Origin of the sequence: Neisseria sp. HMSC03D10 (assembly GCF_001807625.1) — a bacterium.
GTDB classification, from domain to species: domain Bacteria; phylum Pseudomonadota; class Gammaproteobacteria; order Burkholderiales; family Neisseriaceae; genus Neisseria; species Neisseria mucosa.
Window position 1 is genome coordinate 29310 of record NZ_KV789536.1, and the last position, 218, is coordinate 29527.

Below are 218 nucleotides of genomic sequence, written 5' to 3' on the forward strand. Positions count from 1 at the left end.
AACACACAGCCGCCTGAAGGCGGCTGGGTCATTAAATCACGTTTGGCGAATCGCTTGGAAGTTTCAACACACAGCCGCCTGAAGGCGGCTGGCGTCCCCGAATCGTCCGAAACCTTCTGTCTCTAGTTTCAACACACAGCCGCCTGAAGGCGGCTGGGGTCTGAAGGCAAGCTCTAAACCGATTTCGCCTGTTTCAACACACAGCCGCCTGAAGGCGG